This is a genomic window from Paenibacillus sp. F024, assembly GCF_057814255.1.
Genome location: NZ_JBVASZ010000189.1, coordinates 1 through 255, shown reverse-complemented (window position 1 = coordinate 255; position 255 = coordinate 1). Strand labels below are relative to the sequence as shown.

The window sequence follows — 255 nt, the reverse complement described above, 5'->3', positions numbered from 1 at the left end:
CTGGTTCTCCCCGAAATAGCTTTAGGGCTAGCCTCGGGAGATGCGTCGTGGAGGTAAAGCACTGATTGGGTGCGGGGCCCGCCAAGGGTTACCAAGTCCAGTCAAACTCTGAATGCCACAGACGTTATCCCGGGAGTCAGACAGTGAGTGCTAAGATCCATTGTCAAGAGGGAAACAGCCCAGATCATCAGCTAAGGTCCCCAAGTGTGTGTTAAGTGGGAAAGGATGTGGAGTTGCGCAGACAACCAGGATGTT

At 53.3% G+C, this 255-nt stretch carries 1 rRNA gene; it reads left to right on the top strand.

Annotation, left to right across the window (positions count from 1 at the left end):
- Positions 1 to 255, top strand: a 23S ribosomal RNA gene (locus ACZYR9_RS27920); the annotation flags it as partial.